Source organism: Mycobacterium sp. (assembly GCF_049683355.1).
Classification (GTDB): domain Bacteria; phylum Actinomycetota; class Actinomycetes; order Mycobacteriales; family Mycobacteriaceae; genus Mycobacterium.
On record NZ_JBAUJB010000131.1, the window covers coordinates 1 to 1,576 of the forward strand.

Consider the following 1,576-nt stretch of genomic DNA (forward strand, 5'->3'; position numbering starts at 1 on the left):
GCTCTGCGGTGGTCACCGAGCGGATGCTGCAGAACATGTTCGTCGGCGACCCACCGGGGAACACCGACCGCGTCCTGGATTTCTCCACCGCCGTCACCGGCTCGATGTTCTTCACACCGATCGTGGACTTCCTCACCGACCCACCCCCGTTACCCGATTCGACCGTCGACGACGAGGTGGTTCCGACGGTGACTTCCGCCGACCATGACGGGTCCCTGAGGATCGGCAGCCTGAAAGGACAACCCTGATGAACAACCTGTATCGCGAGCTGGCACCGGTCACCGAGGCCGCCTGGGCGGAGATCGAGCTGGAGGCCACTCGGACGTTCAAGCGCCACATCGCGGGCCGTCGGGTGGTCGACGTGAGCGAACCGGGCGGACCGGTGACGGCCGCGGTGAGCACGGGTCACCTGACCGACGTCACCGCCCCCGGCGACGGGGTGCTCGCCCACCTGCGTGATGCCCGTCAGCTGGTCCGGTTACGGGTGCCGTTCACCGTCAACCGAATCGACATCGACGACGTCGAGCGGGGTTCTCAGGATTCGGACTGGGATCCGGTCAAGGAGGCCGCCAGGAAGCTGGCCTTCGTCGAGGACCGGGCGATCTTCGAGGGCTATGAGGCCGCCCAGATCAGCGGGATCCGCAAGTCGAGCTCCTGCCCGAACCTGGCACTGCCCGAAGACCCCCGTGAGATCCCCGATGTGATCAGCCAGGCACTCTCGGAACTGCGGCTGGCCGGCGTCGACGGCCCCTACAGCGTGCTGTTGTCGGCAGAGGTGTACACCAAGGTCAGCGAGACCACCGCCCACGGCTATCCGATCCGTGAGCACCTCAACCGGCTGGTCGACGGCGACATCATCTGGGCCCCGGCCATCGACGGCGCCTTTGTATTGTCCACCCGCGGCGGCGATTTCGACCTGCAGCTGGGCACCGACGTGTCGATCGGTTATCTGTCCCACGACGCGGACACCGTCTCGCTGTACCTGGAGGAGACGCTGACGTTCCTGTGCTACACCGCGGAGGCCTCGGTCGCCCTCAGCGCCTGACCGTTGCCCCGCCGGACTGCGTACGTTTTGCTCAGGAGACCAGAACCGAGTCCAGCGCGGACAGGAACAGCCCGAGTCCGTCGTCGGACGGGCCGGTCAGCGCTTCGGTGGCGTGCTCGGGGTGCGGCATCAGGCCCACGACGCGGCCGTTGGCCGAGCTGATGCCTGCGATGTCGCGCATCGAGCCGTTGGCGTTCTCCCGGTAGCGGAAGACCACCCGACCCTCCCCCTCGAGCTCGTCGAGCACCGCCTCGCTCGCGACGTAGCGGCCCTCGCCGGACTTCAGCGGCACCAGCAGGTCGGCGCCCTGCTCGTAGCGCGACGTCCAGGCCGACGTGTTGGACGCGACCTCGAGCCAGACGTCGCGGCAGATGAAGTGCAGACCGGCGTTGCGTGTCAGTGCTCCGGGCAGCAGACCGGCCTCGCAGAGCACCTGGAAACCGTTGCAGATCCCCAGCACGGGCATGCCGTGCTCAGCGGCGGCGGCGACCTCTCCCATCACCGGCGCGAACCGCGCGATCGCCCCACAGC

2 protein-coding genes and 1 pseudogene are annotated in these 1,576 nt (G+C 67.8%); 2 read left to right on the forward strand and 1 reads right to left on the reverse strand.

Annotation, left to right across the window (positions count from 1 at the left end):
• Both WA944_RS08215 and WA944_RS08220 read left to right on the forward strand, forming a co-directional pair.
• Nucleotides 1–248 (forward strand): annotated as a pseudogene (locus WA944_RS08215) (Dyp-type peroxidase); the annotation flags it as partial.
• Entirely contained in the window at nt 248–1,045 is a 798-nt protein-coding gene (locus tag WA944_RS08220) for a family 1 encapsulin nanocompartment shell protein (RefSeq protein WP_526369314.1), read from the forward strand. The pseudogene WA944_RS08215 and the gene WA944_RS08220, both read left to right, overlap by 1 nt.
• A gap of 31 nt (nt 1,046–1,076) precedes the next feature.
• Here WA944_RS08220 and purQ read toward each other — a convergent pair.
• On the reverse strand, nt 1,077–1,576 hold a 500-nt coding region (gene purQ / locus WA944_RS08225; protein ID WP_526607770.1), incomplete at its 5' end, for a phosphoribosylformylglycinamidine synthase subunit PurQ.